Here is a 24,810-nt window from a genome sequence, read left to right as displayed (position 1 = left end):
GTCCGGAACTATGGCTTGGAAGAGCGAGCGAAAACGGAGCATCACATTTCGCAAACGCCGATTGCGCGACGATCCGTTTGGCTGGACGATGCAGCCGCTCCGCGAGTCCGGCCCGCGGGTCATGGCGTGCATGGCACTTATCATGCCTCCCCATAGGGGCGCCGGGCTCGATCGCGTCCATAACTGGATCGTCCTCCTGAGCACTGAAGCCGCCGCACGAGCGCATCACAAAATGCTGGATGGCATTCGTCCGCGCGCAGGCGGCAGGAATCGCGATGACGACGATTAATGGTGGCTGTTCGATCGTCGGCTTGAATCGTCGACCCCGGGGCGGGACGGCGTTTTCGATTGGGAGCGACGAACACCTAAAGAGGTAACTTTCCGCATGCCGCGAGGACCGCGCCCAGCTATAGTATAAATTATCAAACCCATAGCAAGTATTTTTGGTAATTAAGGTAGAAATAATTATATTATGTACATATCGTAAACTAAATTGTTTTTTGCTATTTTTTGTAGTTTAGTTATTCATGTAATAATGTTTTCATCCCCATGATCTGACAATCCTTAATATAAAATGGTGCCTGTTTCCTCCGCGCGGGACTGCAAAAGCCGGCTGAGCACTTCCCAAAATCCGATCGAGCGGCGTCTTCGGCGATGTCCGGGCTCGTGTTTATGGCAGATGGTGCGGATTGCCCTGCAACCTTTTCCTTGGAAATGACGCCGCGACGATACAAAGGCCTACGCCATCGCCGCATATGGCAACTTCGCCGGCATCGGGACGATGCGTAAAAACATGTCATTGGGATTCCTACAGCTTTCAAGCTCAACGCGGCGCATGGAGCAGCGCCAAGTCAACCCTGCTGAGGCACGGTGCAACCCTCGGCCAAACTCAATGCGGACGACCGGCCCTCGAGCTGAGCGGCGTCCAAATGAACATCCGCCCGACGTCGTCGTTGGTAGCGAGCCGGTCGGACGGGGTTGGTCGATCACCTTCGGCGATATTACTAAAGAAATGAAACTTATAGTTCGATGCCGTTGCAGATCTGGCGCGTCGCTACTTCGGTATTACTGAATAAGGAGTATTCATGGGTTGATTGTTGTGCATGTTTATCTTGTGTTAACTATGGTGACGGGTTGAGGGTAACAGGTATGACCATGCCAGTCGAACAAAGCTGGAGCGGGCGCCTTTCGATCAGAAGTGATCGAAGCTGGTTCGGCCTGAACAGCGTTGCCATAACATACGTTGCCGCAGCGCTCGATTTCATCGTCCTGCTTGTGGCCAGCACCGGAGGCTATTGGCTCTATGGGCAGATTGCCCTTGGAACCTACGGCGATCTGTCGCTCTATGTCGGCATCGGACTGTTGGTGGCAACTGTCTTTGTCCTGGCGATGGGTGGCGTGCACGCCTACCGTCCTGCCGAAATTCTATCGTTCCGGCGTCAGGTGGCAATCATCTGCACCTGCCTGCCGGCGGTGCTCGTGTTCTTGCTGACGATTGTCTTCTTCCTGAAGATAGGAGCGACGATTTCGCGCGGCGCGATCTTGTCGACCGCGGCCCTGTCTTTATGTGGGCTAATTTCGCTTCGCCTCATGTGGTATTCCTATCTGCAGAGAGCGATCGCCCACGCTGCTTTCCCAACTCGTCGTGTTCTGTTGATTTGCCATAGCGCGACGCCCACGGAGCCGATCGTGCAGAAGGCGGCCCTTGGCGGACTCTCCGTCAAGCATACGATGCGCATCGGCCAGGCAGAGAGCACTGCGGCATCAATGCGGGAGGAATGCGAAAGGCATGGTATCGCAGATGTCGACGAGGTGCTGATCATCTGGGGTGATTTTGGCAGTTTGCAGACGCTGGAAGCGTGCCTGTCGGCGTTGCGCCAGTTCTGCTTGCCAGTGAGTGTCATGTTCGCCGGGCTAGTTGGAGACATTGCGGAAGGATCCGCGCAGAATATTGGCGAGAGCCGCGCCTTCCAGACACATCGGCCGCCGCTCGACATGCTCGAACGCGGTGTGAAGCGATCCTTCGATATTGCCTTCTCGATCGCGGCGCTGACGGTCATGCTTCCCATCTGCCTGGTAATTGCGATAGCCATCAAACTCGATAGCCAAGGGCCGGTGTTTTTCGTACAGTCGCGCAAGGGCTACAGCGGCCGCCCGTTCCGAATTTTGAAGTTCCGCAGCATGACGGTGATGGAGGATTCGGGCGACATCCGGCAGGCGACACGCAACGACCCCAGAGTGACGCGCATTGGCGCCTTCATTCGCTCGTCTAGCCTGGACGAGCTGCCTCAGTTCTGGAATGTGCTGAGGGGGGAAATGTCCGTTGTTGGTCCGCGTCCGCACGCTCTGGCGCACGACGATCTCTACGGAACGCTGATCGCCCAATACGCCTCGCGCCGACATGTAAAGCCCGGCCTGACGGGATGGGCCCAGATCAATGGGCATCGCGGCGAGACGCCTACGGTGGACAAGATGGCAGACCGAGTACGCCACGACATCTGGTACATCAACAACTGGTCAATATGGCTCGACCTCAGGATAATTTTCTCGACGGTGCTCAGCATGCGGGACCGTAGCAACGTCTACTAGCAGTTCGCCGCGGACGTTTGGTGTTTGCGTTGGTTTTGAGGGAGTGCGTAGCTGATGATACTTGTGACAGGCGGCGCCGGGTTCATCGGCTCTAATTTCGTACTCGACTGGCTGGCGCAAAGCGACGAACCCGTCTTGATCCTGGACGCTTTGACCTATGCCGGCAACGTCCACAATCTGCGGTCGCTCGAAGGCGACAATCGTTACGTTTTCGTCCACGGGAACATTGGGGACGCGGCGCTCGTGGCGGACTTGCTGTCGCGGCACAGGCCAAGGGCGATCGTCAATTTTGCCGCAGAAAGCCACGTAGACAGGTCTATCCACGGGCCGGAAGACTTTATCCAGACGAACATCCTGGGGACCTTCCGCCTCCTTGAAGTGGCACGAGCCTATTGGAACGAACTGCAGGACAAGGCAGCCTTCCGCTTTGTCCATGTGTCGACCGACGAAGTGTTCGGCACCCTCGGTTCCGAGGATCCGGCATTCCACGAAGAAACGCGCTATCAACCCAACAGCCCGTACTCCGCCAGCAAGGCGGCGAGCGACCATCTGGTGCGCGCCTATCATCACACCTATGGCCTGCCGACGCTGACGACCAATTGCTCGAACAACTACGGGCCGTTTCACTTTCCCGAGAAGCTCATTCCCCTGGTGATCCACAACGCGCTGCGGGGGCAGCAGCTGCCGCTCTACGGCGACGGGCAGCAGATCAGGGATTGGCTTTATGTCAAAGATCATTGTAGCGCCCTCCGGCGTATATTGGACGCAGGCCAGGCAGGAGAGACCTACAACATCGGCGGCGCGAATGAGCGGACCAATCTCGATGTGGTGACGACGCTGTGTGACATTCTGGACGAATTCTCCCCCCGCGCCGACAGTAAATCGTATCGGGACCAAATCGCCTTCGTCAAAGATCGGCCGGGCCACGACCGACGCTATGCGATCGACGCACGCAAGATCGAGACAGATCTTGGCTGGCGGCCCGCCGAGACCTTCGAAAGCGGCATTCGCAAGACGGTGAGGTGGTATCTCGACAATTCCGAGTGGGTCCAGAACGTTACGTCCGGCGGCTATCGCATCTGGCTGGAGAAGCAATACGCATGAGCCTGATTCTTCTCGGCAAGAATGGCCAAGTCGGCTTTGAGCTCCAGCGTACGCTGCTTCCATTCGGTCGAATGATGGCCGTCGGCCGCGACGTCATCGATCTCGAGGCCACCGACGAGCTTGCCGGGAAATTCGCCGGGTTTCGGCCGGAGATCATCGCGAATGCGGCGGCCTTTACCCAGGTCGACCTTGCAGAGGCAAACTCCGAGGCAGCGTTTCGTGTCAATCGTGACGCCGTGCGGATCATGGCGGAATATGCTCGCGACCGAAATGCCTTGCTCGTTCACTATTCCACGGACTACGTTTTCAGCGGCGACAAGACGTCGCCCTATGTGGAAACGGACGAAACGCAGCCGCTGAACGTCTACGGCCGCTCGAAACGCGATGGAGAATTGGCGATAAAGGCCACGGGTTGCCGGCATTTGCTATTCAGGACAAGCTGGGTGTTTTCTGCCGAAGGCGCAAACTTCATCGCGACCATTCTTCGTCTTGCCCGGGAAAGGCCAAGCCTTCGTGTCGTTGCCGATCAATTCGGCGCGCCGACATCGGCAGAACTCATTGCGGACGTCACGGCGCTGGCCGTTGCGGCCTGCCGCCGCGGCGATATGGCAGGTGGCACATATCATCTGACTGCAACCGGTCGGACGAGCTGGCACGAGCTGGCCTGTTACGTCGTCCGGCGCGCCTTGGAGATCGGCTTCGAACTGAAGGCAGGCGCCGACGATATCGAGCCCATTACGACGCGAGACTATCCGCGACCTGCGGCGCGGCCGCACAATTCATCATTGAATACCGATGCGATCGCTTCCGCGCTCGGCATCACCTTGCCGCACTGGACGGTGCATGTAGACCGGATGCTTGACCAACTTCGAAAGCGGGGGTGGATGCCATGACCCGAAAAGGGATCATTCTGGCCGGGGGTTCCGGCACACGTTTGCATCCTGCAACGCTTGCGATCAGCAAGCAGTTGCTACCGGTGTTCGACAAACCGATGATTTACTATCCGCTGAGCACGCTGATGCTGGCGGGAATCCGCGACATTCTCGTCATTTCGACACCACAGGATATACCACGCTTCGAGCAGTTGCTGGGCAACGGTCGTGACTGGGGCGTGCGCTTCTCCTATGCCGAGCAACCATCGCCGGACGGCTTGGCCCAGGCCTTCGTCATCGGCGAGACATTCCTCGACGGGGCGCCCTCGGCGCTTGTTCTCGGAGACAACATCTTCTACGGCCATGATCTGCCGATGTTGCTCGCAAGCGGCATGTCGAGCGAAACGGGGGCGACGGTCTTTGCCTATCACGTGCTCGATCCCGAGCGCTACGGCGTCGTGGAATTCGACAATGAACGCAGAGTTCTCTCGATCGAGGAGAAGCCCGCGATTGCCAAATCGAACTACGCGGTGACCGGCCTTTACTTTTACGACCAGCGTGCCGTTGAGTTTGCCAAACAGCTGCGTCCGTCTTCTAGGGGTGAGCTGGAAATCACCGATCTCAATCGATGCTATCTCGACGACGGCAGCCTGACAGTCGAAATCATGGGCCGCGGCTACGCCTGGCTGGATACCGGCACGCATGATTCGCTCCTGGACGCCGGCCAGTTCATTTCCACGCTTGAGCGTCGCCAGGGGCTAAAGGTTTCATGTCCCGAGGAAATCGCCTTCCGAAACGGTTGGATCGGCGCTGCCGAGCTCGAGCGGCTGGCGGCGCCGCTTAGCAAAAACGGATACGGCAGATATCTTATGGGGCTCCTGGAGGAGGGAGGCAATCGATGAAGGTCACGCCTCTCGCTATCGGCGACATACTCCTGATAGAGCCGACAGTTTACGGAGACGATAGGGGGTTCTTTTTCGAGAGCTTCAATCAGGCGCGTTTCAACGCGGCTGTCGGCAGGGAGATAGCGTTCGTCCAAGACAACCACTCGAAATCGGCAAAGGGCGTGCTGCGCGGTCTGCACTATCAGATCAATCATCCGCAGGGAAAACTGGTTCGCGTTGTCGAAGGCGAGGTGTTCGACGTTACTGTCGACATGCGCAAATCCTCGCACACATTCGGGAAATGGGTCGGCGAGATCCTTTCCGCCGACAACAAGCGCCAGCTCTGGGTTCCGCCCGGTTTCGCGCACGGGTTTCTTGTTCTCTCTCAAACAGCCCAGTTCCTCTACAAGACGACGGACTTCTATTCGCCCGAAAGCGAACGTGCGGTCCTCTGGAACGATGCCGTCCTGAACATTCGCTGGCCGACGGGCGGAGAGCCCCTTCTTTCGCCCAAGGATGCTGCGGCGTCCTCCTTCGACGCCGCCGAACTCTTCGACTGAGGAGAGGCGTAGCGCCTCCGCCAGCGTCTCGTCAGGTGTTGCATGGGGCAACCCCACCATGAAACTTCCGGACGAAAACCCTCAATTCTAAGCGCTTTCCGGAAACGTTTTGGTGTGGCAAATAGGAACGAGGCATTTTCAACGAGGGAGGAAGATTGGCGCAGATGAGGGGAATTCGTCAATTGGCCAAGCATCTCGATATCTCTATCGGGACCGTCTCCCGGGCACTCAACGGCAAGCCCGACGTGAACGACGAGACGCGCCGCCGCGTGCTTGCTGCTGCCGAGGAACTTGGCTACGTGGCAAACCAGTCGGGGCGCAGCCTTCGCCAAGGCACGACAAACGTCATCGGCCTGATGATCGAATCCAGTAAGGAAACGCTTGAGAACGGCGATAACTTCTTTCTCGGATTGACGGGGGGCCTCCAAAGCGTCTTCGCGCGCCACAAGCTTGATCTCGTAATGCTTCCTTGCCCAAGCGAAGAGGATTCCCAAGAGTATCTGAAGCGCATGGTCGCGCGACGCGTCGTCGATGCCATGATCATCTCGGCCACCCAGCGCGTCGACAAGCGCATCGACTTCCTGGCAAAGGCGAAGATCCCGTTCGTGGCCCTTGGCCGCAGTGCTTCAGGCGGCAATTACACCTGGATAGATCTCGATTTCGAAGGCGTGGCGGCTTGCGCGGTCGAACGCCTGATTTCCAAGGGGCATCGGCGCATTGCAATCGCTGCTCCCTCCAATGACATCAACCTCGGCTACATCTTCGTCGACGCGTACCGCCAGGCCCTGGAGCGGCACGGCATCGAGTACGATCCAGCGCTGGTGATCCGCGTGAAATCGAGCGAGCAGGGCGGCTATCAGGCCGGCGACGATTTGCTCGGGCTGGAGATCAAGCCCACCGCGATCATCCTCATCTACGAGCTGATGGCGATCGGTCTCTACCGCCGCCTGGTCGAGGCCGGCATCGTGCCCGGCCGCGATCTTGCCGTCATCGGCTTTCGCGAAGAACCCCGCGCCAGGTTTCTTCAGCCTACGCTGACCTGCTTCCGCATGTCGCTGCGCGACCTCGGGGTGAAGCTTGCCGAAACGCTTCTTGCGACCATGCCGGCCTATGCGGAGTTCTATCCCAAGGGTGCGCGCAACACGATCTGGCCCCTCGAACTCGCGCCCGGCGAGAGCGATGCCTTTACCCTCAACAGCTGACCTCAGGACTGCTGCCATGCAACCCCGCGACTTCCTGCAAAGCCTGTTTTTTGCCGCCGTCGACGCCGCCGATCCGCTTACGGGCATTAAGCGCTACTTGCCGTCAAAGCCGGCGGGACGGACTGTCGTGATTGGTGCGGGCAAAGGCGCTGCCCAGATGGCGCGAGCACTGGAAACCGTCTGGGACGGGCCACTTAGCGGCATTGTGGTGACCCGGTACGGCTACGGCTGCGAGACGCGCCACGTCGAGATCATCGAGGCCGCGCACCCCGTTCCTGATGCGGCGGGGCTGATGGCATCGCGCGTTCTCGTGGAGGCAGTCAGTGATCTCGGCGAGGACGACCTTGTCATTGCGCTCGTCTGCGGCGGCGGCTCGGCTCTGCTGCCAGCGCCACCGGAGGGCCTAACGCTCGACGACGAGATCGCTCTCAACGAGATGCTGCTGGCCTCCGGTGCGCCGATTTCAGCGATGAACGTCGTGCGCAAGCACCTGTCGACCATCAAGGGTGGACGGCTGGCGGCAGCGACGCGGGCGCGGGTCGTCAGCCTGATCGTGTCCGACATTCCGGGCGACAATCCGGCCTATGTCGCCTCCGGACCGACCGTGCCCGACCGCTCGACCCGCCACGACGCCCTGGCAATCGTCAACCAATACGGGTTGCAGCTGCCACAGGCCGCACTCGATCATCTGGCCTCGCCGAAGGCGGATGCGCCAAGGCCGGACGATCCTGTCTTCGCAGGCCATAACTACCATGTCGTTGCATCGGCGGGCGTCTCGTTGGAGGCTGCTGCGGCTATCGCGCGCTCCCAAGGCATAACACCCGCCATTCTCTCGGATTCGATCGAGGGCGAAGCCCGCGATGTCGCGTTGGTGCATGCCGCGATTGCCCGCGAGGTCCTCGGCAGGGACAGGCCGTTCGCCAAGCCGGTTGTCATCCTTTCCGGCGGGGAGACGACCGTTACCCTGAGAGGCAGGGGTGGCAGAGGCGGACGAAACGGCGAGTTCGCGCTTGCCATGGCACTTGCGATCGAGGGGCATGACCTGCATCTCTTGGCCGCCGATACCGATGGGATCGATGGCTCGGAGAACAATGCCGGCGCGTTTGCGGATGGCGAAACGATACAGCGATTGAGAGCGGCGGGCTTCGACCCACGGCGGCTCCTCGACGGCAACGACAGCTACAGCGGTTTCGCCGCAATTGGCGACCTTTTCGAGACGGGTCCGACAGGCACCAACGTCAATGACTTTCGGGCTATTCTGGTTCGATAAGCCGACGGCACGACCGCAGCCGGACCCGGACCTTTCGCACAATTTCGGCGTCTGCGCTGGCGATCAGTCCTGAGGCAAGCCGTGGCGCAAATGGGAAGGCGTCTGGAAGGGCTTCAGACGCCGATGACGGTCAGCTGTGGTGGCTCGGTAAGGGCCGGCCGGCCGTAGGCGCGGAGGAAAGTGCGCACCGCATTGCGGGCAGCGCTTTCCAGTTGCTCGTCGGTGGGTGTTGCGCCAAATAGCGTCAGCAGCTGCAGATCGGCATTGCCGAGAGCTACAAACTGGCGCGCCGCCACATCAAAATCGTCGATTACCAGCGCGCCGCTCTGGCTTAGCCTTGCCAGAAGAGCCGATAGGGCATTCGTCAGCTTTCCTGGCCCCTGCTGCCGGAAGGATTCGAACAGGTGGGGATAATGCTCGCCCTCGGTCTGCACCAGTTTGCGAAGGAATTTTCCGTCATGGTTGCAGACGCAGTTCTTGCTGAGCCGGAAGGAGAACGCCGTGAGGTCGCCTTCCAGATTGTCCGCCCGCTCCGGGAAGCTGGACAGCACAGAAAACAGCATGGCGTTGGCGCGGTTTATGACGTCGTCGACAACGGCGACGAACAGCGTTTCTTTTTCCCGGTAGTGGTTGTAGATTGTCTGGCGCGAGACGCAGGCCTCGGCCGCGATCTCATCGATGCTCGCACCTGCAAACCCCTGACGGCAGAAAACGTCTGCCGCGGCTTCCAGGATGGACAGTCGCTTCGCACATTGTCCGCGCTGCGTATGCCCCGTAGTCCCTTTCGCCGGTGTCGCTCTGTTTCTCATAGGGCGAAGATAAGGCGTATTGACGTGTTAGACAATACTGTCTAAGTTTACAGGTGTGTCCAAATTTGTAGACACATTGGTTAGCCGGCGGCACGGGTCCTCCCAAGCGCGTTTTCGACGGCCGCCGATCATCAATGAACCCCTCGAGAGCAATGCGGCGGAGCGACAATCCGGTCCCTTCGCCGCGGTTTCATGAAAGATCACCCCTATGACGGCTCCCTTCTTTCGCATTGCGCTCATCCTCGGTCTTCTTTCGGCCATCGGTCCCTTCGCGATCGACATGTATCTTCCCGCCCTGCCATCGATCGGGCAGGACCTTGGCGCCGATAACAGCGTCACCCAGCTGACGCTTCTCGCCTTCTTCATTTCCTTTGCGCTTGCACAGCTCCTCTATGGCCCGATCTCGGATACCTGGGGGCGCAAGCTGCCGCTCTACCTCGGTATCGGGATCTTCGCGCTCGCCAGCGTCGGCTGCGCGCTTGCCACCAATATCGAAACACTCATCGTGTTTCGTTTCCTCCAGGGGATCGGCGGTGCCGCCGGCATGGTGGTGCCGCGCGCTATTGTTCGCGACATGCATACCGGCGTCCAGGCCGCTCGCCTGATGTCGCTGCTGATGCTTGTCTTCAGCATCTCGCCGATCCTCGCTCCGCTGACCGGCAGTGCAGTCATTCAGTTCTACGGCTGGCGCGGCGTCTTCTGGGCGGTGACGATCGCCGCTTTTATCGGTCTTGTCCTGCTGGCAACCCAGCTCGATGAAACCCGGTCCAGGGAGGATCGCGTCGGAAGCGGCCTGAAGTCGGCGATGGCGGCCTACGCCCTGTTGCTTCGCGACCGCAACTTCATGACCCTGACATTTATCGGCGGTCTCGGTATTTCAGGCTTCCTCGTCTATCTCGCCAACTCGTCTTTCGTGCTGATCGAGCACTATGGGCTGACGCCGACGCAATACAGCTTCGCGTTCTCGGTCAATGCGGTCTCCTTCTTCACAGTGTCCCAGGCAACAGGCTGGCTCGGCGAGCGCTTCGGATTGGTGCGCGTTATGAGGCTCGCGGTCACGGCCTTCTCCTTCGTCATGATCATTCTCGCTGTCCTGATGGCGGCGGGTTTCGACCAGCTGCCGGTCCTCGTTGCCTTCCTTTTCGTGGGCTATGGCTTCCTCGGCCTCGTGATCCCGACAAGCGCGGTGCTCGCCCTCGAAGACCATGGTGAAATTGCAGGTACCGCCTCATCGCTGATGGGAACGCTGCATTTCGTCATTGCCGCCGTCGCCATGGTCATTTCGGCTCTCTTTGCCGACGGCACGGCTTTGCCCATGACGGTGGGCATCGCACTGTGCGCGCTGTTTGCTTTCCTGCTGACCCAGGCGACGCTGGGCCGCCGATCGGCCGTCGCTGCGGCGGAGTGACGACGAGGCCGCACCCGCGTCGGGGCGCGGCCATCGCATCGGGATCGGCCCGATATCGTTGAGATCGCATCCCGGGGACGAGTTCGGCGGAATGCGGACGCGGGCAGTCCTCTTCTCAGGTTCAGCTGTTGTCCGCCGGACAACAAAGTTTTTTATGCTGCGCTGCGGCACGTTTCCTCCTAAAGCCCGGCATTCGCAGCAGTTTTCCGCAGCAATTCTTCAAACGCCTGACTATTGACAGCGAGAAACGTTTCCGCATAGTATCGTAAACGTTTACGGGACACGTTTCGGGAGGAAAACCGGAAACTGTCCACCGGAGGAAATCGTGACATTGAATGCCGTTCTCTGCGGTTGCGGAGCCATGTCCAAGGGCTGGTTACGCGCCATCAAGGAAACTCCGGCTCTTGCAGCCGAAATCGAGGTCAAGGGCCTCGTGGACGTCCATCCGGCGGCGGCCGAGAAGCTCGCCGAGGAATTCGGATTGAGCGGTGTCGTGATCGGCACCGAACTCGGCGGCGTCATTGCCGAGACTAATGCCGACATCGTTTTCGACGTCGTCATCCCAACGGCCCGTTTCAACGTCGTTTCGACGGCGCTGAAGGCCGGCTGCCATGTCCTCAGCGAGAAGCCCATGGCGACGTCGCTAGCCGAGGGGGCCGCCCTGATCGATCTCGCCGCCGAAAATGGCAGGATCCACGCCATTATCCAGAACCGGCGCTTCATTTCGGGCGTGCGCCGCATGCGGCGTTTCGTCGAAAGCGGTGCGATCGGTGACATCACCGCCATCCATTGCGACTTCTTTCTTGCACCCCATTTCGGCGGCTTCCGGGAAGAGATGCAGAATGTTCTCCTTCTCGACATGGCTATCCACACCTTCGACGCGGCGCGCTTTGTCGCCGACAAGAAGCCGCTCGCGGTGTATTGTGTGGAGCGCAATCCGAAGGGCTCGTGGTACCGGCACGGCGCATCCGCCAACGCAACTTTCGAATTTGCCGACGATGTGGTGTTCACCTACCGGGGCTCCTGGTGTGCAGAAGGCGAGCGCACGAGCTGGGAGAGCCAATGGCGTCTCGTGGGTTCAAAGGGAATGCTTAGCTGGGACGGCGAAGACACCTTCCGGGCAGCAGTCGCAGGCAAGGAGCCAGGCCTGCTGCATGGCTTCACTCCGGTCGAGGTGCCTGCTCCCGCAAACGACGAAGAGACCCACGGCCACGCCAGCGTGATTGCCGACTTCATCGAGGCGATCAGGACCGGAAAGCGGCCGGAGACGGCAAGTTCCGACAACATCAGAAGTCTTGCGATGGTCTTCGGCGCGATCGAGAGCGCCAAGACCGGCAAGCGCATTGAAATTTCAGCATAAGGATTGAGATTGTGAGCAACCCCGCCAAGTCCATTCGTGTCGGTACCATGGTGAGCGCCTCCAAGGGCGGCGCCGACAAGCGTATCGGCCAGATCGCCGACATGGGCTTCGAAAGCTTTGAGCCCTTCTTCTGGCAGACCACAAACGGCCAGGATCTCGCCGAACTCGGCAAGCGCTCGATCGACGCCATCGGCGACCGGGACATCACCATTTCCACGCTCGGCATGTTCGGCAATCCGCTCGAAACGACGGATATCGACCTTCAGACCCTGCAGGGCTGGAAGGATTGCATCGACAACGCGCACCACTTCGGCGCCACCTGCGTTGCCGGCTTTACCGGCCGCATCCGCAACAAGCCGCTGACCGACAGCCTGGCGCGCTACAAGGAAATCTGGAGTGAACTTGCCAAGCGCGCAGCTGACAAGGGCGTCAAGATTGCCTTCGAAAACTGCGCCATGGACGGCAACTGGGCGACCGGCGACTGGAACATCGCGCACAATCCCGATGCCTGGGAGCTGATCTTCAACGAGACGCCTGACGACAACGTCGGCCTCGAATGGGAACCCTGCCACCAGATGGTCTACCTGATCGATCCGCTTCCGCAGATCCGCAAGTGGGCTTCGAAGATTTTCCATGTTCACGGCAAGGATGCGACGATCCGCTGGGACGTCATCAAGGAGCACGGGATCTTCGGCAAGGAGAAGTTCGTGTTCATGCGCACGCCAGGCTTCGGCGACAGCAACTGGACCGACATCATTTCCGAGCTGCGCCTTGCGGGCTGGTCCGGCTCCATCGACATCGAAGGTTGGCATGATCCGGTCTACCGCGATGCGCTTGAGATGACAGGACAAGTCTATGCGCTGAACCATCTGAAGCATGCCCGGGGCGGCGAGTTCGTCGTCGATCCGGTTTGAAAGTATGGTAGCCGGCGAGGAGGAATCGCCGGCTTTCGACGGGATAACCACAAAGGAGGAGAACTATGGGTATCCGCAAATTTGCAATGATCGGCGCTTTGGCGCTGGCAGGCGTCTCGCTCTTCGGCATTGCCGCGAAGGCAGAGGACGTCACCTTGACCCTCTGGTCGCTGGACAAGGACATCCAGCCCGCGCCGAACCTCGTCAAGGAATTCAACGCCCAGAACAACGGCATCAAGATCGAATACCGTCTGATCCAGTTCGATGACGTCGTCACCGAAGCGATGCGCGCCTACGCGACCGGCCAGGCGCCCGACATCATTGCCGTGGACAATCCGGAGCACGCGCTGTTTTCGTCGCGCGGGGCCTTCCTTGACCTGACGGACATGATCTCCAAATCCACCGTCATCAAGCCGGACAACTACTTCCCCGGCCCGCTGAAATCCGTCCAGTGGGATGGCAAGTACTACGGCGTGCCGAAGGCAACCAATACGATCGCGCTTTACTACAACAAGGACATGTTCAAGGCGAAGGGTCTCGACCCGAACAAGCCGCCGCAGACCTGGGACGAACTTCTCGAGGATGCGCGCAAGCTGACCGATCCGGCCAAGAACGTCTACGGCCTGGCTTTCTCCGCCAAGGCGAACGAGGAGGGCACCTTCCAGTTTCTTCCCTGGGCGCAGATGGGCGGCGGCAGCTATGAAAACATCAATGCCGAAGGTGCAATCAAGGCGCTCGACACCTGGAAGACCATCATGGACGAGAAGCTTGCCTCGCCGGATACGCTGACACGTGGCCAGTGGGATTCGACCGGAACCTTCAACTCCGGCAATGCCGCGATGGCGATCTCAGGTCCGTGGGAACTCGACCGCATGATGAAGGAAGCCAAGTTCGACTGGGGCGTTACGCTGCTTCCGGTTCCGAAGGAAGGTGCTGAACGTTCGTCGGCAATGGGCGATTTCAACTGGGCTGTCTTTGCCAGCACGAAGCACCCGGCAGAAGCCTTCAAGGCGCTCGAGTTCTTCGCTTCGCAGGACGACAAGATGTTCAAGAACTACGGCCAGCTGCCGGCCCGTTCCGACATCACCATTCCGGCGACCGGCGAAGCGCTCAAGGACGAAGCCCTCAAGGTCTTCATCGAACAGCTGAAGTATGCCAAGCCGCGCGGTCCGCACCCGCAGTGGCCGAAGATCTCCAAGGCGATCCAGGATGCCATTCAGGCAGCCCTGACCGGCCAGATGAGCCCGAAGGATGCGCTCGACCAGGCTGCAGACAAGATCAAGGCGGTCCTCGGCTGATCTCCCCCGCATAACCGGATGGCTCTCGGGCCATCCCATCATTTCCTCCCGGCAGGGGCTGTCTTCAGGCGAAAGCGAAAGGCAGCCCCGTTCGGAGTATCGGAGGACCGATGAAAAGGATTCTTTCCAGCGTCAGGGACGGCCGTGGTTTCGATATCGCGCTCGTCACCTTTCCGCTCCTGTTTCTCTTCGTGATGGCAGGGCTGCCGCTCATCTACAACGTGGTGATGAGCTTCCAGGAGGTCGACATGTTCAGCCTCGGCACCCTCTCGCGCCCTTTCGTCGGCCTCAAGAACTACCGCGACCTCTTTGCGCAGCCGGAGACCTGGCCGATCTTCCGCAACACCGTGATTTTCGTCGTCGGCTCGATTGCCGGCCAGTTCCTGATTGGATTTGGCCTCGCGCTGTTCTTCTGGGTCAATTTCCCCGGCGCCTCGTGGCTGCGCGGGCTGTTCTTGGTGTCGTGGGTCATGCCCGGTCTCGTGGTCGGCGCAATCTGGAACTGGATACTCTCCGGTGATTTCGGCGTCCTCAATTTCATCCTGAAGGAAAGCGGTATCATCAGCAGCAACATCTTCTGGCGCTCGGATCCGCATTATTCGCTCTATGCCGTCATCATCGCCAACGTCTGGCTCGGCACTGCCTTCAACATGATCCTGCTCTCCGTCGGTCTGTCAGGCATTCCGGGCGATCTCTACGAGGCTGCCGAACTCGACGGCGCCAACGCCTGGCAGCGCTTCTGGACGATCACGCTGCCGATGATGCGCTCGACCATCGGTGCCATCGTTGCCCTCGGCCTGATCTTCACGCTCCAGCAGTTCGACCTCTTCGCCGCGATCACATCGGGCGGGCCGAACAACTCGTCCAACGTCACGCAATATTGGGCCTGGGATTTGTCATTCCGCCAATATGACTTCGCAAAGGGCGCAACCATTTCGGTCATCATGATCGTCTTCGTCATGTTCGCCTCCGTCGTCTACGTTCGCTCGACACGCCACGAGGTGCGCGGATGAGCGAGACGACACGCAACCGACTTATGCTCGCGATCGCCATCGTCATGGCGGCGATCTATCTCTTCCCCCTCTACTGGATGTACATCACCGCGCTCAAAAGTGGATCGGAGATGTTTGCGACACCGCCCAGCTTCTGGCCGACTGACCCGCAATGGGGCACCTACGGCTATGTCTGGGAGAGCCGCGAGATGGGACGCTATCTCTGGAACTCGCTGGTGATTGCCATCGGCTCGGTGGCGCTCATCACCGTGCTTGGCGTCGGCTGCGCCTATGTACTGGCCCGCTATCGCAACGTCTGGGTCGACATCGGCCTGTTCTTGATCCTGATGCTGCAGGTTCTGCCGGCATCGCTCATGGTGACCCCGATCTTCGTCGGCTTCTCGCAATTCGGCATGCTGAACTATCCGCGCATCGCCGTTATCATCGCGATTGCCGCAAAGAGCATGCCTTTCTTCGTCGTGCTGGTGCGAGCCACCTTCATGGCCGTGCCGATGGAGCTTGAGGAGGCGGCGCTGGTCGATGGCAATTCCCGCGTCGGCGCGTTCTTCAACATCGTGCTGCCGCTTGCCCGCAACGGCATCCTCGTAAGCGCGATCCTGATCTTCATGCAGGCCTTCGGCGAGTTCGTCTATTCGAAGTCGATGATCCAGGCAGCCGAGCTTCAGCCGGCGAGCGTCGGTCTCAACTCCTTCATGGGACCGAACACCAACGAATGGAACAACATCATGGCCTACGCCACGATGTATGTGACGCCGATCCTTGCCATTTTCGTCCTCTTGCAGCGCCGCATCGTATCCGGCCTCACCTCTGGAGCCCTCAAATGACCAATCAGATCGAGCTCAGCGGCGTCCACAAGCACTACGGCGCCTACCACGCCCTGAAGGACATCAACCTGTCCATCGCCAAAGGCACTTTCGTGGCGCTCGTCGGCCCGTCGGGGTGCGGCAAGTCCACACTCCTGAGGTCGCTGGCCGGTCTCGAAAGCATCTCGGGCGGCGACCTCAGGATTGCCGGCGAGCTGATGAACAACGTGCCGCCGCGCAAGCGCGACGTGGCCATGGTCTTTCAGTCCTACGCGCTCTACCCGCATATGACGGTCGAGGAAAACCTGACCTACAGCCTGCGCATCCGTGGAACCCCGAAGGCCGAAGCCAAGAAGGCGGCGGAGGAAGTCGCGGCCACCACCGGTCTGTCGCATCTCCTCAAGCGATATCCGCGGGAGCTTTCCGGTGGCCAGCGCCAGCGCGTCGCCATGAGCCGAGCCATCATCCGCCATCCGAAAGCGTTCCTGTTCGACGAGCCCCTGTCCAACCTCGATGCGGCGCTGCGCGTCCACATGCGCAAGGAAATCCGCGCCCTGCACGACCGGCTGCATGCCACCTCGGTCTACGTGACCCACGACCAGATCGAGGCGATGACCATGGCAGACCATGTCGTCGTCATGCGCGAAGGCATCATCGAGCAACAGGGCAAGCCGCTCGATCTCTACGACACCCCGGCCAACAAGTTCGTCGCCGGTTTCATAGGCTCTCCGGCGATGAACTTCATCCCGGCTGTCGTCGCCGAAGACAGCAAGAGCCTCAAGGTCGACCTAGGCACTGTAAAACATGTGCTTGCCATGGATCATCAGTTGCAGCCGGGCCGCAAGGTCACGGCCGGCATCCGGCCGGAGCACATCGGTATCACCGCAGCGGGTCAGGGGACGTTCGACGTGCCGGTGGCCGTGGTGGAATCCACCGGTTCCTCCACCTTCATCACCGCAGCGACGACGCCGGAACTGACGATCGTCGAAACCGGCCGCGGCACAGCGCGCGCCGGCGAGACGATCGGCGTGACGGTCGCTCCAGAGCAATTGCACCTGTTCGACGACGCAACGGGCATCCGCATCTGAAGCCATCAGCGGCGGCCGCCCTTGGCGACCGCCGGCACGACAAGCGTTACCGTCCGCCTTCGATCTTACGGTGCCGCTGGTTGGTGCCACCCGTGCCGTAGGGATAGTCCGACGGCTGCGGGGCGCTGATTTCGTTCAGCCTGGTCGTCTCGGCGTCAGACAGGATGAGACCTGCCGCGCCGAGATTGTCGGCAAGCTGTTCGGTGGTGCGGGCGCCGAGGATGACCGAGGTTACTGCGGGTCGTGAAGCGGTCCAGGCAAGCGCCACCTGCGCCATGCTGACGCCGCGCGCTTTGGCGATGTCGTCGACCGCACCAATGATCGCCCATGTGCGCTCCTGTGCGTTGCGCGGCGCATAGGATTCGCTGCCACGGTTCGGATTTTCGCCCAGCCGGGTGGCTCCCGCCGGCGCCTGGTCGCGCCTATATTTTCCGGTCAACCAGCCACCGCCGAGCGGCGACCACGGAAGCAGTCCCATGCCTGCGTCCTGACAGGCAGCGACGATCTCCAATTCGATATCGCGGACGAGCAGGCTGTACTGCGGCTGCAACGTCACCGGACGCGTATATCCTCTTGCCTTCGCGATCTCGACTGATTTGGCGATGTGCCAGCCGACGTAGTTGGAAAAGCCGTAATAGCCGATTTTCCCTGCCGAAACGGCATCGTCGAGAAAGCGCAACGTCTCCTCGATGGGCGTCAACGGGTCCCAGGCATGCATCTGGTAGAGATCGATATGATCGACGCCGAGGCGCTTCAGCGAAGCCTCGAGTGCCTGGTTGAGGTGTCGGCGCGACAGGCCGATATCGTTGGGTCCTGTCCCCATGGGGAAACGGCCCTTTGTCGCAACGACAGCCTGCTGGGCTTCGGTCGGCCGCGTTTTCAGCCATCGGCCGATGATCTCTTCTGATTTGCCTGCACTGTAGACGTCCGCCGTGTCGATAAAGTTTCCGCCCCAGGCAAAGTAGCCGTCGAGGATCTTGTTGGATGCCTCCTCGTCGGCCTCCGCGCCAAACGTCATCGTGCCGAGGCAATATGCGGTAACGACGGCACCGCTTGGGCCAAGTTTGCGATAATCCATGAAACTTCCTCCTGTTTGAAACGATGGATGGCGTGAAGCACCAATCAGGTTGCGGATCCGTTCGTCGTCTCTTCCAGAACCTGCTCGGGGATATCATCAAACGACGCGTAGTTCAGATTGTAGAGGCGCGAGTAGAGCTTCCTGTTCTTCATCAGCTGCTGATGGTTGCCGCTCTCGATCAGCTCACCGTTCTGTAGCACGATGATACGGTCCGCTTCTCGGATCGTCGCCAGCCGGTGCGCGATCACAAGGCCAGTGCGATTCTCCAGTAGTTTGACCAGCGCCTTCTGGATCAGCATCTCGGTATAGCTGTCGATGTTCGCCGTCGCCTCGTCGAGGACCAGGATCTTGGCATCCGCGATGAGGGCACGCGCGAAACTCAGCAATTGGCGCTGACCGAGCGAAAGATTGCCGCCGCGCTCGCCGAGCATGCTGTCATAGCCCTCCGGAAGGCGCATGATGAAGTCGTGGGCGCCGACCGCTTTTGCGGCCTCGATCACCTGCTCGCGCGTTGCCTCAGCCTTGTGATAGCGAATGTTCTCGAATACCGAGCCGGTGAACAGGAAGGGCTCCTGCAACACCATGGCGATCTGGTCACCGAGCGAATCTTGCGTCAGCGCGCGCACATCGTGGCCGCCCACCAGTACCTGGCCCTGCTGCACATCGTAGAAGCGGTGGATAAGCGACATGCAGCTCGACTTTCCCGAGCCGGTCGGACCCACCAGGGCAACGGTCTCGCCAGGATTGACCTTGAAGCTGACATGCTTGAGTACCGGATGCTCCGGATTGTAGCCAAAGACGACCTCCTTGAACTCGACGGAGCCGTCCATGTCCTTTGACAGCACCTTGGCGTCGGGTGCATCCCTGATCTCGACAGGCACATCCAGCACCTCGGTCAGCCGCTGACCCGAAGCCATGGCGCGCTGCATGACGGAGTATTGCAGCGTCAGCGAGCGGATAGGATCGAAGAAGCGCTGAATGTAGAAGAGGAAGGCAACGAGCACGCCGACGTCGAGCGCCTGGTTCAGCACGCGTGCACCGCCGACGACGATGACGAGCGCCATGGCAACGCCGGTGAGCGAGTCAACGATGGGAACCATGACCTGGGCATAGCGCGCCGCGGTCAGATGCGCCTTCAGGTTGGCCTTCGCCTTGTCGTCGTAAAGCGTAAAGTTGACACCTTGACGGTCCATGCTCTGGACCGCGCGAACGCCATGGATCGCTTCGGCAAGCGCACCGTTGGCAACCGAGTTTGTCTCGTGCGCCGCCATGAACGATTTGCGGGCCAGCGGCAGCCAGAAGAGGCGGACAACGAAGAGGATGGGCAGGGCCGACAGCGTCAGCAGGCCCAGCTTGAAGTCGAGATAAAGCATCACGAAGACGATGCCGAACAGCAGGGCGATATCGCCGACCGACAGCACGGATGTTTCAAGAAACTCCTGCATCGAATTGACGTCGCCCTGAAGGCGCGACATCAGGCGGCCGACCTCGGTTTTGTCCATGAAGGACAATGACACGCGCTGGAGATGGAAGAACATCGCCCGGCGAATGTCGAAGAGCACGTCTTCGGCAACGCCGCCGACAAGCGTTTCCTGGGCATAGCTTGCAGCGTAGTTGATGAGGATGGCGACGAGAAACGCCAGGATCGACCACGTCAGCGCTGAGTTGCCTCCGCCCGGTTTCATGCCATGGTCAATCGCATAGCGGATGATCAGCGGAATCAGCAGCTGCATCGCGGTGAACGTCAGGACCGCCGCGACCGACAGCCATACCTGCCTTTGATAGGGATGCACGAAGGCCCAGATGCGTTTGATGATATTGCTGTCGAACGCCTTGCCGAACATTTCCTCTTCGATGCGCTGCGAACCGACGACGGCCCGGGGCGGCCGCCGTCCGTCCTCCCGCACGTCGGCGCGCTCCGTTTCCAGTTCCTCGGCCATTATCCACTCCCTGTCCCGAGGCTGCCTTGAGAACGGCCCCATCGTTTTTTTCGGCGTATCTCTTTATGCCCTCATTCCAGAGCAGGAAGAGCATCCGCTCGTCTCGCATTTTCAGGCGCAGAGCGCGTCGTCGCCTGGTCGCACCTGCAGATCGTAAAGAGCCCTGTAGCGGCCGCCTGCGGCCAGCAGTTCTTCGTGTGTGCCCCGTTCCACGATCTCTCCGTGCTCAACGAACAGGATCTGGTCGGCATGCATCAGTGAGCTCAGGCGATGAGCGACAATGAGGGTGAACCGATCGGCCGCGTATTGGCGCATCGCGGCACGGATACGCTGTTCGGTGGCGGCGTCGATTGCGGCTGTCGAATCGTCGAAGACCATTACGGCAGGCTTCAGCATCAATGCCCGCGCGATCGACAGCCGTTGGCGCTGGCCGCCCGACAGGGACACCCCGCGCTCACCAACGACCGTGCCGTAGCCGATCGGCAGACCGAGTACGTAGTTGTGTAGTTGCGCACTCTCGCTGGCCCGCTCGATGCGGCCCTCCTTTGCCCAGGGGTCGCCATAGGCGATGTTGTTTTCGATCGTCGTCGTAAAGAGGAACGAGTCCTGCTGAACGACGGCGACGGCGCGGCGCAGCGACTTCAGCGTCGCCTGGCGGATGTCCTGCCCGTCGATCGTGATCCTGCCCTTGGTCACGTCGTAGAAGCGAGGGATCAGATGGGCGAGAGTGGACTTGCCGCTGCCCGGAGGACCGACGATGCCAATCGTCTCGCCGCGTCTGGCCTCGAAGGATACCCCGGATAACACGTCATGCATTGGCGAGCTCGGATAGGCGAAGCTTACATTCTCGAATCGTAGCGTGCCTTCGGTGGCCACCAGGTCTATGGCATCCGGCGCATCGCGAACCGCGATTTCGAGATCCAGCAGATTGAAGAGGCGCGTGCCGCAGGTCGAGGCCCGGGCAAAGGCGTTCACCATGAGACCCAGCTGTCGCACCGGCATCTGGAGGATGGTCATGAAGGTGAGGAACGAGGCAAGCGTGCCAACCGTAATCTCCCCCGACATCACCTTTCCTCCTCCGAACCATAATACGAGGCCCATCGAGGCAAAGAAGGAGAAGGTCATGGCGCTGGTGTTGACTACGCGAATGCCGACACGCTGGTGGGCGAGTGTCAGGGCATTTTTCGAAGCGGTCTCGAATTTCATCATTTCGTGCGCCTGCGCGGCAAACGCGCGCACCACGCGGATGCCACCGAGGTTCTCTTCCATGATGCGGGTCAGGACCGAGAGACGCTCCTGCAGATCGAGCCAGGTGGCGCGCAGCCGAAGCTGGGTGGCAGACGACCGCCAGGCGACGAAGGGGACGAAACTGAGTGCCAGCAGGCCGAGCACAACGTCGGTAGACAGCAGCATGTAGGCCCCGATGCCGATCAACATCGTCAGCAGGATCATTCGTACGAGAGCGGTAGAAAAATACATTCGTACCCCCTCGAGATCGAGCAGGCCGACAGTGATCAGATCGCCGGAGTGGACGCTGTCATGAAAGCTGAACGACAGACGCTGGATCTTTTCGTAGCAGGCGAGGCGCAGCTCGTAACCCATATGGTGGCCGACGCTCTCGCTGTAGTAGTTCTGGACCATCGTGAAAAGCCCGCGCAGCACGCTTGCTCCGAGCAGCAGGAGCGCGGTGGTCAGAAGTGCGTCCTGGGCAATCTGCCCAGCATGTCCCCCTTCCATCGCAACCTGCGTGTGATCCACCGCCTGCCCGAGCAACCGGGGGATCATCAGCTGAAAGGTCGATGCAACGAGGGTCGCGCCGATGGCGAAGCCCGATTGCCAGGGATGGCGGAACGCCATGACGGTAATGCGGACCAGGGTGGAGAGACCTTTGCCCCAGCCTGCCGCGGTCGCCTTCGCCATCGAGGCAGAGGGCTTCGTTGCGCGTGTTAAAGCATCGCTGCTCACGGTATGATTTCCAAAATTGATGTGTGGTCGGACGCCGGTCCGAAAGACGGAGAATCCATGACGGGATTGATTAGCACGCTTAGTTTTGCTGATTCCTGCTGATGCTTCAAGTAAAGAATTCACCAGTTGGTTATTTTATCGTGAGTGCGCAAATTGATGCATTCACCGATCATGCTGCGCTGGCTAAGGTCATAATAATCCTGTAGATTCAAATGCCTAACAAGGACCCCATGCATATCGCGGAATAAAAGACTTGCCTAAATTGCCTTTTGGGGTTTTGATACACGACCAGTTTGATAGACTATCCTTTGCTCAGAGTTCGGCTGCGACGTGCACGGTGAACTCGCAATTTGCGGCCCGCGTGCTCTGGAAAGCCGCATGAACCTGCTCAACGCGGAACCGGTATCTCCCGCGTTGAAACCATGATCGAGACGCGATGCGGATGAGCCGCAAGGGAGTTGAGATGACGGTTCAGGGACTTTTTTCATCGAAGTCGAACGCGGCGGCGCGCATCTCTGCAATGCCGCGCATTGCCATCGTCGGGCGTGGCTTTTCCGGTATGATGATGGCAATCGCGTTGATGAAGACCATGCGCATGCCGTTTCACATGCAGCTCTTCGATCCGAATTCCACGGTCAGCGGTGGACAGGCGCTGTCGGCGGCCCGCTCGTCCACCATTCTCAACACGCGCGTGCGCGACCTGTCGGTTGCGACCGGCGATACCGACGATTTCAACGACTGGCTCTGTAGCAACGCGGAATTCCGGGCTGCCGTTCCTGCCGCGATCCCGGGCTTTCGCCAGATATTCGTGCCGAAGGAAATCTTCAGCGACTATGTCTACCAGCGCTTTTCAGAAGCGCTCGCCGCCCGCAAGGACATCACCGTCCAGGTCTGCCACGAGCCGGTCATTGCAATCCGCAGAAGCCACGGAAACCGCTATCTTCTCGAGAGCGCCAATCCCGCCAATCCCCTGTTTGACACCGTGATCCTTGCCACCGGCTACGGCCTGCCCGCGGTAGAAGCGCCAGAACACGACGTGCAGCCGGTAAGGGCGCAACGTCTCGTTGCCCGCCCCCACACGGTTCTTCTCGGCAGCGGTATCAGGGTCGTGGATCAGCTGCTCCAGTTGCGCGATGCCGGCTATGCCGGTCAGATCACTATCATGTCGCGACATGGTTTTCTGCCGCAGAGCCATACGCCCAATTCGGCCGATCCGCTTTTCCCTGCCGAGGCGTTGCCGAAGAGCCTTCCGGAGATCGTGCGCTTTATTCGCACGGCCTGCCGCGAAGCGGAAGAGGAGGGGGGGAGCTGGCAGTCGGTGATGAACGGCCTGCGCAAGCACGCACGCTCGCTTTGGCGTTCGCTGCCGGCGCACCAGAAGCGTCAGTTCAACCGGCACCTCCGGTCCATCTATGACAGTCATCGCAACCGATTGCCGGAGGCCATGCATGCGCGCCTGAAGGCCGAACTCGCCGGCGGCAACACGGTCGTGCTGCGCGGTACCGCCGGGAGGCAGGGGTTGAGCGGCATCTTCTTCAGGCCTGCCGGCTCACAGGCCGATGATGTCATTCATGCCGAGCGGATTGTCGATTGCCGCTGCCGGGCGCCCGCGCTCGCCTCGCCGCTTCTCCAAAGCCTGCTCGACCAAGGGCTTGGCCAGCCGGATGAACTTTCGCTGGGGCTTGCCGTCGATCAGTGTGGCCAGGTCTGCCTCGAGGATGGAACAATCGTCGACGGGCTCCTTGCCGTTGGCCCGCTTGGCCTCGGCAGCCTCCCGGATATCGACCTCGTTCCCGAGATCGTCAGCCAGGCATATGCTGCCGCCGAGCATGTGGGGGAACGCTTCTATCCGAAATGCAAGGCCGTATAATCAGGCTCGTCGCGCCAGGATCTCGCCGCGGACCACGAAGAACAGCAGCCCGATCGCCATGGCGGCAAGGACAAACCAAGTGATCGCATAGACGAGATGATTGTTTGGAAAGGCGATCTGCGTCAGCCCGCCAGTCGGCGTACCACCCGGGTTCGGTGTACCATCGGCGTCGATGAAGTAGGGCGCCACTTCGGCAATGCCGCGTTGGTGGGCGATCGCGGCTGTATCTCGCGAGTACCAGCGGTCGTTTGCCGGATCGTTCGACTTGATCAGCGTGCCCTTAGGCTCTGTCAGTCGCAGTAGTCCGGTGATGCTGACCGGCCCTGCGATCTGGCCCTCGGGGCGCGTGACGGGATCTCGCATTCCAGTCGGAACAAAGCCGCGATTGATCAGGATGGACGTGCCGTCGGCAAGCGCAAGCGGCGTAATCACCCAGTAACCCGGCCCAAGCGCGGTCGACGTGTAGACCAGTGTTTCCCTGTCGTTCTGCAATGTCCCTCTTGCCGTGACGTGACGATATTCGTCGTTTGACCGGTTCACCCCGCTCCATTCGGCGCGTGCCGGTGCGGGGGAGGGCTCTGCGTGAACGCGCTGATCGACACGGGCAATAAGCTCCCGTTTCCAGGACAGCCGCTCAATCTGCCAGCCACCGAGCGCCAGCAGCGCCCCGATCAACAGCGCCATCAGGCCGCAGAAGATCGTCAGTCCGGCCGCCGAATGCCGTCGATCGATTTTTTCAGGAGAAGCGCTGCTCATGGCCTAAACCGTTGCGGGCGGCACTGC

Annotated in this window: 20 protein-coding genes; 15 read left to right on the top strand and 5 right to left on the bottom strand. The window is 60.2% G+C overall.

The window, feature by feature from the left end; translation table 11 throughout:
* The first annotated feature begins 1,149 nt into the window (after positions 1–1,149).
* The 7 genes from ASC97_RS06565 to ASC97_RS06535 all read left to right on the top strand — a co-directional run bounded on the left by ASC97_RS06565 (position 1,150) and on the right by ASC97_RS06535 (position 8,481).
* Entirely contained in the window at positions 1,150–2,589 is a 1,440-nt protein-coding gene (locus tag ASC97_RS06565) for an exopolysaccharide biosynthesis polyprenyl glycosylphosphotransferase (protein WP_057467545.1), read from the top strand.
* Between the two features lie 54 nt (positions 2,590–2,643).
* Positions 2,644–3,693 carry a dTDP-glucose 4,6-dehydratase gene (gene rfbB, locus ASC97_RS06560; RefSeq protein ID WP_200959443.1) on the top strand — a complete coding sequence of 350 codons (1,050 nt, stop codon included), beginning with the start codon at positions 2,644–2,646 and terminating at the stop codon, positions 3,691–3,693.
* Positions 3,690–4,586 (top strand): dTDP-4-dehydrorhamnose reductase, encoded by an 897-nt coding sequence (gene rfbD, locus ASC97_RS06555; RefSeq protein ID WP_057467543.1) that lies wholly within the window; start codon positions 3,690–3,692, stop codon positions 4,584–4,586. Before rfbB ends, rfbD begins: the two co-directional genes overlap by 4 nt.
* Positions 4,583–5,467 (top strand): glucose-1-phosphate thymidylyltransferase RfbA, encoded by an 885-nt coding sequence (gene rfbA, locus ASC97_RS06550; protein ID WP_057467560.1) that lies wholly within the window; start codon positions 4,583–4,585, stop codon positions 5,465–5,467. The genes rfbD and rfbA overlap by 4 nt, the downstream gene beginning before the upstream one ends.
* On the top strand, positions 5,464–6,009 hold the full coding sequence (gene rfbC / locus ASC97_RS06545; protein WP_057467542.1) for a dTDP-4-dehydrorhamnose 3,5-epimerase: 546 nt from the start codon (positions 5,464–5,466) through the stop codon (positions 6,007–6,009). The genes rfbA and rfbC overlap by 4 nt, the downstream gene beginning before the upstream one ends.
* A gap of 164 nt (positions 6,010–6,173) precedes the next feature.
* Positions 6,174–7,211, top strand: coding sequence for a LacI family DNA-binding transcriptional regulator (locus ASC97_RS06540; RefSeq protein ID WP_057467541.1), 1,038 nt, complete (start codon positions 6,174–6,176; stop codon positions 7,209–7,211).
* A 16-nt stretch (positions 7,212–7,227) separates the two neighbouring features.
* Positions 7,228–8,481, top strand: a complete 1,254-nt coding sequence (locus ASC97_RS06535; RefSeq protein ID WP_057467540.1) for a glycerate kinase type-2 family protein — start codon at positions 7,228–7,230, stop codon at positions 8,479–8,481.
* A 113-nt stretch (positions 8,482–8,594) separates the two neighbouring features.
* On the opposite strand, the gene ASC97_RS06530 is transcribed toward ASC97_RS06535, so the two are convergent.
* On the bottom strand, positions 8,595–9,290 hold the full coding sequence (locus ASC97_RS06530) for a TetR/AcrR family transcriptional regulator (RefSeq protein WP_057467539.1): 696 nt from the start codon (positions 9,288–9,290) through the stop codon (positions 8,595–8,597).
* A 208-nt stretch (positions 9,291–9,498) separates the two neighbouring features.
* Between ASC97_RS06530 and ASC97_RS06525 the strand changes: the two genes are divergently transcribed.
* The 7 genes from ASC97_RS06525 to ASC97_RS06495 all read left to right on the top strand — a co-directional run bounded on the left by ASC97_RS06525 (position 9,499) and on the right by ASC97_RS06495 (position 17,174).
* Positions 9,499–10,698, top strand: coding sequence for a multidrug effflux MFS transporter (locus ASC97_RS06525; protein ID WP_057467538.1), 1,200 nt, complete (start codon positions 9,499–9,501; stop codon positions 10,696–10,698).
* Between the two features lie 325 nt (positions 10,699–11,023).
* Entirely contained in the window at positions 11,024–12,058 is a 1,035-nt protein-coding gene (locus ASC97_RS06520; protein ID WP_082529890.1) for a Gfo/Idh/MocA family protein, read from the top strand.
* 11 nt (positions 12,059–12,069) lie between these two features.
* Positions 12,070–12,972: a sugar phosphate isomerase/epimerase family protein gene (locus ASC97_RS06515; RefSeq protein WP_057467537.1), complete on the top strand. Its 903-nt coding sequence runs from the start codon at positions 12,070–12,072 to the stop codon at positions 12,970–12,972.
* A 65-nt stretch (positions 12,973–13,037) separates the two neighbouring features.
* Positions 13,038–14,270: an ABC transporter substrate-binding protein gene (locus ASC97_RS06510; RefSeq protein ID WP_057467536.1), complete on the top strand. Its 1,233-nt coding sequence runs from the start codon at positions 13,038–13,040 to the stop codon at positions 14,268–14,270.
* 110 nt (positions 14,271–14,380) lie between these two features.
* Positions 14,381–15,283 (top strand): carbohydrate ABC transporter permease, encoded by a 903-nt coding sequence (locus ASC97_RS06505; protein ID WP_057467535.1) that lies wholly within the window; start codon positions 14,381–14,383, stop codon positions 15,281–15,283.
* Positions 15,280–16,107, top strand: a complete 828-nt coding sequence (locus ASC97_RS06500; RefSeq protein WP_057467534.1) for a carbohydrate ABC transporter permease — start codon at positions 15,280–15,282, stop codon at positions 16,105–16,107. The genes ASC97_RS06505 and ASC97_RS06500 overlap by 4 nt, the downstream gene beginning before the upstream one ends.
* Positions 16,104–17,174, top strand: a complete 1,071-nt coding sequence (locus ASC97_RS06495; RefSeq protein ID WP_057467533.1) for an ABC transporter ATP-binding protein — start codon at positions 16,104–16,106, stop codon at positions 17,172–17,174. The genes ASC97_RS06500 and ASC97_RS06495 overlap by 4 nt, the downstream gene beginning before the upstream one ends.
* A 46-nt stretch (positions 17,175–17,220) precedes the next feature.
* Here ASC97_RS06495 and ASC97_RS06490 read toward each other — a convergent pair whose 3' ends face one another.
* From ASC97_RS06490 to ASC97_RS06480, 3 genes are all read right to left on the bottom strand, one after another.
* Positions 17,221–18,252 carry an aldo/keto reductase gene (locus ASC97_RS06490; RefSeq protein ID WP_057467532.1) on the bottom strand — a complete coding sequence of 344 codons (1,032 nt, stop codon included), beginning with the start codon at positions 18,250–18,252 and terminating at the stop codon, positions 17,221–17,223.
* A gap of 44 nt (positions 18,253–18,296) precedes the next feature.
* The gene (locus ASC97_RS06485; protein WP_057467531.1) at positions 18,297–20,192 is read right to left on the bottom strand and encodes an ABC transporter ATP-binding protein; all 1,896 of its coding nucleotides are present in this window, start codon (positions 20,190–20,192) and stop codon (positions 18,297–18,299) included.
* Positions 20,193–20,303: 111 nt separating this feature from the next.
* Positions 20,304–22,112, bottom strand: coding sequence for an ABC transporter ATP-binding protein (locus ASC97_RS06480; RefSeq protein WP_057467558.1), 1,809 nt, complete (start codon positions 22,110–22,112; stop codon positions 20,304–20,306).
* Positions 22,113–22,620: 508 nt separating this feature from the next.
* Between ASC97_RS06480 and ASC97_RS06475 the strand changes: the two genes are divergently transcribed.
* A complete protein-coding gene (locus ASC97_RS06475) occupies positions 22,621–24,027 on the top strand; it encodes an FAD/NAD(P)-binding protein (protein ID WP_057467557.1) in 1,407 nt (468 codons plus the stop codon).
* Here ASC97_RS06475 and ASC97_RS06470 read toward each other — a convergent pair whose 3' ends face one another.
* Entirely contained in the window at positions 24,028–24,783 is a 756-nt protein-coding gene (locus ASC97_RS06470; protein ID WP_057467530.1) for an SURF1 family protein, read from the bottom strand.
* Positions 24,784–24,810: the final 27 nt, after the last annotated feature.

It is taken from the genome of Rhizobium sp. Root1203 (assembly GCF_001424945.1).
Taxonomy (GTDB): Bacteria; Pseudomonadota; Alphaproteobacteria; order Rhizobiales; family Rhizobiaceae; genus Rhizobium.
This window is presented reverse-complemented; position numbering and strand designations above follow the sequence as displayed.